Source organism: Marivita sp. (genome assembly GCF_022763305.1).
Taxonomy (GTDB): Bacteria; Pseudomonadota; Alphaproteobacteria; order Rhodobacterales; family Rhodobacteraceae; genus Marivita.
Genome location: NZ_JALEGT010000041.1, coordinates 196,740 through 202,739, shown reverse-complemented (window position 1 = coordinate 202,739; position 6,000 = coordinate 196,740). Strand labels below are relative to the sequence as shown.

Annotated in this window: 4 protein-coding genes; 2 read left to right on the top strand and 2 right to left on the bottom strand. The window is 61.2% G+C overall.

The features are described from left to right. Positions 1–710: 710 nt before the first annotated feature. The gene (locus tag MRY75_RS08230; protein WP_292306818.1) at positions 711–2,918 is read right to left on the bottom strand and encodes an NADP-dependent isocitrate dehydrogenase; all 2,208 of its coding nucleotides are present in this window, start codon (positions 2,916–2,918) and stop codon (positions 711–713) included. A gap of 92 nt (positions 2,919–3,010) precedes the next feature. Continuing rightward, the gene (locus MRY75_RS08225) at positions 3,011–3,748 is read right to left on the bottom strand and encodes a metallophosphoesterase family protein (RefSeq protein WP_292306817.1); all 738 of its coding nucleotides are present in this window, start codon (positions 3,746–3,748) and stop codon (positions 3,011–3,013) included. Between the two features lie 176 nt (positions 3,749–3,924). On the opposite strand from MRY75_RS08225, the gene MRY75_RS08220 reads away from it, so the two are divergent. Together MRY75_RS08220 and MRY75_RS08215 are read left to right on the top strand one after the other, a co-directional pair. Continuing rightward, positions 3,925–4,929 (top strand): NAD-dependent epimerase/dehydratase family protein, encoded by a 1,005-nt coding sequence (locus MRY75_RS08220; protein WP_292306816.1) that lies wholly within the window; start codon positions 3,925–3,927, stop codon positions 4,927–4,929. 132 nt (positions 4,930–5,061) lie between these two features. Further along, on the top strand, positions 5,062–5,895 hold the full coding sequence (locus tag MRY75_RS08215) for a bifunctional allantoicase/(S)-ureidoglycine aminohydrolase (RefSeq protein WP_292306815.1): 834 nt from the start codon (positions 5,062–5,064) through the stop codon (positions 5,893–5,895). The last annotated feature ends 105 nt before the right edge of the window (positions 5,896–6,000 follow it).

Here is a 6,000-nt window from a genome sequence, read left to right as displayed (position 1 = left end):
TGGCTGCACAGGGATGGTGCGGATCAGGTTTTGCAGGGGTTCGGCGCAGGCGAACGATGCAGGATTTCACACCGACGCGTGACGGGATGCACGGAAACCGGCATGTCCCATGACGTATCAAGAAAACGTGACGGCCGAGAAAAGCGCCATTGTTTCAACGGGATCACCGGACCGGGAGGTGTCGAGACCGGGGGCGTGATGCCTGTGTCGGTTTTGGATGCGGTCCTGGTGAGTCGGTTGAGCTGTTCCCGAGCAATACACGGCCATTTCTGGGCCAATCCCGGCGCACGGGATTGGCTTCGGTCGGGGCTCGACTCCGCCGATCAGGTTCACTGTCGCGATGTGTCCTTAGAGAAGAAGCGGCGCCGCCCTGTTGGGCCTGACGGTTCTCTCAACATCCCCGATTTAACGGGCGACCTGTACTTGGGGGAGACCCAAGCCTGTACGGAGACCGGTCTCTCATGGTCAGCCTTCCGGCATATGAGAGAAGTGTCAGTTCTGTCGTGTCGCGGCATGGGAGTGACCCTTCCCGCTCGATGCGCATCGTGGGGGCTGGTATGGCGCGTGATCCGTTAAGGACCTGGAAACCGGGCGTACGGTGGACGGTCTTTCGGAAGACCGTCTCGGCAAAGCCTGCGAAGGCTCTGGCTTGCATTTGCAATAGTGAGGCGATCCCGTTTCGCAACGGGATCGCTTCTTGATCGGTCAGGTCAGCCGATGATCGCGTTCAGCGTCGCGGATGGGCGCATCACCGCCGCCGTTTTCGCGGCATCGGTGTGATAGTATCCGCCCAGATCGGCCGCTTTGCCCTGTGCTGCAGACAGTTCGGACAGGATCGCGTCTTCCTTCTCGGCCAAAGCCGAAGCGATGGGCGCGAAATGGGCCGCCAGCTCTGCATCGTCTTCCTGCGCGGCCAGCGCCTCGGCCCAGTAGCGGGCGAACCAATAGTGGCTGTCGCGGTTGTCCGGCTCACCGACCTTGCGCGACGGCGAGCGGTTGTTGTCGAGGATGCCCTGCGTTGCGGCATCCACGGCCTTGCCCAGCACCCGCGCCTTTTCGTTGCCGCGTGCATCCGCGAGGAACTGCAGGCTTTCGCCCAGAGCGCAGAATTCACCAAGGCTGTCCCAGCGCAGGTGGTTCTGTTCCATCAACTGCTGCACGTGCTTCGGGGCCGATCCACCCGCGCCGGTCTCGAACAGGCCGCCGCCCTGCATCAGTTTGACGATGGAGAGCATCTTGGCCGAGGTGGCGAGTTCCAGGATCGGGAAGAGGTCGGTCAGGTAGTCGCGGAGCACGTTGCCGGTGATGGCAATCGAGGTCTTGCCGGCGCGGATGGTTTCCAGCGACGCGCGGGTTGCCTCGCGCGGGGCCATGATCTTGAATTTGTCGGCGACGCCCTTGGCGGCAAGGATCGGCTCGACATACTTGATCAGTTCCGCGTCATGGGCGCGGGTTGCGTCCAGCCAGAAGATCGCCTCGCAGTTTTCGGCGCGCTGGCGGTCGATGGCGAGTTGCACCCAGTCCTCGATCGGTGCCTTGCGGGTCGAGGCCGAGCGCCAGATGTCACCGGCTTCGACGGCATGCTCGTGCAGGACCGTGCCATCGCCAAGGATCATCTTGACCGTGCCGTCATGCGGGATCTCGAACGTGGTCGGGTGCGAGCCGTATTCCTCGGCCTTCTGCGCCATCAGGCCGATGTTCTGCACCGTGCCTGCGGTTGCCGGGTCAAGCTTTCCGGTTTCCTTGAAGTAGGCAATCGTCTCTTCATAGACGGGCGCATAGGAGTTGTCGGGGATCACGCAGTTGGCGTCATGTTCCTTGCCATCCGGACCCCAGCCTTTGCCGCCTGCGCGGATCAGGGCTGGCATCGACGCATCGACGATGACGTCAGAGGGCACGTGCAGGTTGGTGATGCCCTTGTCCGAGTCGACCATGTAAAGCGGCGCGCGGTCGGCGAGGGTTTTCTCGATGTCGGCCTTCACTTCGGGCATGTCGGTGACGCGGGCCATCAGGTCGCCCAGACCCGAATTCGGATTGACGCCTGCGGCGGCGAGTTTGTCGCCATGCGCGTCGAACACAGGCTGAAGATAGGCCTTGACCGCATGGCCGAAGATGATCGGGTCGGAGACCTTCATCATCGTTGCCTTGAGGTGCAGCGAGAAGAGGGTGCCCTCGTCCTTGGTCTTGGCGATCTCGTCCGCAAGGAAGGCGTCCAGCGCCTTGGCGGACATGAAGGTTGCGTCGACCACGGTGCCCGCCGGGTAGCTGAGGCCGTCTTTCAGGACGGTTTCGGACCCGTCCTTGCCCACCAGCACGATCTTGGCGGTGCTTTCCGCAGCAAGTGTTGCGGATTTTTCATTCGACCGGAAGTCGCCGCCCGACATCGACGAGACGCGGGTCTTGCTGTCGGCTGTCCAGTCCCCCATGCGATGCGGGTTTTTCTGCGCGTAGGATTTCACAGCCTTGGCTGCGCGGCGGTCGGAGTTGCCTTCACGCAGGACCGGGTTCACGGCAGAGCCCTTGATCGTGTCATACTTGGCGCGGATGGCCTTTTCGGCGTCCGTTGCTGGCGCTTCGGGATAGTCGGGGATCGCGTAGCCCTGGCTCTGCAACTCCTTGATCGCGGCGACAAGCTGCGGGACCGAGGCCGAGATGTTCGGCAGCTTGATCACGTTGGCTTCGGGCGTTTTCACAAGCTGACCAAGCTCTGCCAGATCGTCGGACTGGCGCTGATCCTCGGTCAGGTGTTCCGGGAAGGTGGCAAGGATGCGGCCCGCCAGCGAAATGTCCTTGGTGCCGACGGTCACACCAGCGGCGCTGGCGAATGTCTGGATGATCGGCAGGAACGACGCCGAGGCCAGCTCGGGGGCTTCGTCTACCTTGGTATAGATGATGTCGGGGGTCGTTGTGTCAGCCATGGGTCACGCCTTTCATGAATTGCCCCTGCCATAGGCCAAACCAGCTGAGTCGTAAACAGCATACAGTGGTATACATTGCCGCAATCGGCGGGTCAGGTCGAAATGAACTCGACCCCGTCGGGCGTGAAGACCGCTGCCGTCAATTGCCCGGTGGCATAAGCGCCCGTGTCGATCGAGATCCGGCCATCGCGCATCTTCGGGCTGTCGACGATGGTGTGGCCATGCACGATCCAGAAGCCGTCGGTTCGCGGGGTTTTCCGGAATTCGGGATGGCCCCAGATGAACGTGTCTGGCGCGTGGTCTTCCAGAGGTGTGTTCGGGTCTGCGCCGGCATGTACGACGGCCACGTTGCCGGACCACGCGATGCAGTCCAGTCGGGCGAGCCACGTCACCATGTCTTCGCCCATCGCCTCGTACAGTGTGTCCCGTGAACGGGTCAGGGCCTCTGCGCCGGACGAGTCGGTCACGCCTGACACGCCGAAACTGGCCAACGTCTGCAGACCGCCATTGCGCAACCATCTGCGCCCGTCTGTTTCGGGCGACCTCAGGAAGTTGAGCATGAGCTGTTCGTGATTGCCCATGAGGGAGGTCACGCGGTCGGATTGCATGACATAGTCCAACACCTCCCGGCTCTGTTCACCACGGTCCACAAGATCGCCGACGCAGATGATGCTGAGGTCCTGCGGCAATGCATCGACCAGCGAGCACAGCAGATCGAAGCGGCCGTGGATGTCGCCGATCACGCAGAAGGACGAGTCGGGGCGCACCGGGTCGACGTCGACCGCAGGCGTCGGCGCTTTGCGTTTGTTGAAGAGTTTGGAAAAGATCATGCGGCTTTCTTGTTTGGTCCGGTGTGTCGTGCCGCTTTTTCGGGCAGGTGTGAAGGGGAATATGGGGGTGCGATCCTCAAGACCAAGGGGATCTTCGGTCGTCAGGCGGTGGTCGGGGTGCAACTTTCATGTTAGGCGCGTGTCGTCAGCCCGCCTTATACAGTTCGAATGCGCTCATGAAACGTGTCCTTGTCACCGGAACAGCCGGATTCATCGGCTTCTATCTTGCACGGCTTCTGCTGGACGACGGGTTCGTCGTTCACGGCTATGACGCGATGACCGATTACTATGATGTGACGCTCAAGGAACGCCGCAACCAGATGCTGCTGCAATCGCCGGGCTACAGTTTCACCCATGCGACGCTGGAAGCGGACGGAACGTTCGAGCGGGTTGCGGCGGAGTTCGCGCCGGACATCATCGTGCATCTGGCTGGGCAGGCGGGGGTGCGGTACTCGCTGGAAAATCCGCGCGCCTATCTGGACAGCAATCTGGTGGGCACCTTCAACGTGATGGAGGCCGCGCGGCAGTTGCAGGTCGAACATCTGCTGATGGCGTCCACATCGTCGGTCTATGGTGCCAACGAAGAGATGCCATTCCGCGAGACCGACAAGGCGGACACGCAGCTGACCTTTTACGCCGCGACGAAGAAGGCGAATGAAAGCATGGCGCATTCCTATGCGCATCTGTGGAACATCCCGACCACCATGTTCCGCTTCTTCACCGTCTATGGCCCGTGGGGGCGGCCCGATATGGCGCTGTTCAAGTTCACCAAGGGCATCTTTGAAGGCACGCCCATCGACATTTACAACCACGGCGACATGTATCGCGACTTCACCTATGTCGAGGATTTGGTGCGGGGTATCCGGCTTTTGATTGATGCGGTGCCCGGTGGGCCGGAGACAGCCGTCGAGGGCGATACGCTCAGCCCGGCAGCTCCTTACCGGGTCGTGAATATCGGCAATTCGGATAAGGTGCGTCTGCTCGATTTCATCGAGGCAATCGAGGCGGAGACCGGGATTGAAGCCAAGCGGAATTACATGGAGATGCAGAAGGGCGATGTGTTCGCCACATGGGCGGATGCATCTCTGTTGCGGAACCTGACCGGATATGCGCCCCAGACCGATGTGCGTGAAGGGGTGGCGAAGTTCGTGGCGTGGTATCGGGACTATTACCAAGTCTGACGATTGATCGCGGTTCCAAGGCAATCAACCGCGATTATCAAGGAAAGCCGAAAAGTCTTGATTGCCGATAGGCATGGTCGTGCAGCCAGCGTGGCGCGATACTTGGTGCATCAGCAACACAGGGTATTGCGCATGACCACGTCTTACTTCGCCCCCAAGGGTGGGCATCCCGGGCAGGAGCAGCTTCTGACGGACCGCGCCATGTTCACCGAAGCCTATGCGGTGATCCCCAAAGGCACGATGCGAGACATCACCACCAGCTTTCTGCCGTTCTGGGACAATACCCGCCTCTGGGTGATCGCGCGGCCGCTCACCGGCTTTGCCGAGACCTTTTCGCATTACATCATGGAGGTCGGCCCCGGTGGCGGGTCGGATCGTGCCGAGACCGATCCCGAGGCAGAGGGCGTGCTGTTCGTGGTCGAGGGTTCCATGAGCCTGAGTGTTGGCGGCAAGACCCATGAGCTTACCGCAGGGGGATACGCGTTCCTTCCACCGCAATCCTGCTGGACCCTGCGCAACCATGGCGCAGAGCCGGCGCGCTTCCACTGGGTCCGCAAGGCCTATCAGGCGGTCGAGGGGCTGGACCATCCGGAGGTCATCATCAGCAGCGATGCCGAGGTCACGCCGAACCCGATGCCGGGGACCGATGGCAAATGGGCGACGACGCGGTTTGTTGACCCGAACGACCTGCGCCACGACATGCATGTGACCATCGTGACGTTTGAGCCTGGTGGGGTGATCCCGTTTCCCGAGACCCATGTGATGGAGCACGGGCTTTACGTGCTTGAAGGCAAGGCGGTCTACCGGCTCAATCAGGATTGGGTCGAGGTCGAGGCAGGCGATTACATGTGGCTTCGCGCGTTCTGCCCGCAGGCGTGTTATGCCGGTGGGCCGGGGCGGTTCCGCTATCTGCTTTACAAGGATGTGAACCGGCACATGCCGTTGCGGCTGGGCGCGGGGCGGTAAGTCCGCTTGCCGATTCTGTGGAAAGACCCCAGAAAAGCGCATCCAAACGGTTGCGCTTTTTTGATTTTCAAAAAATCATTTCATTATGTGAAAAATACAAAGCAT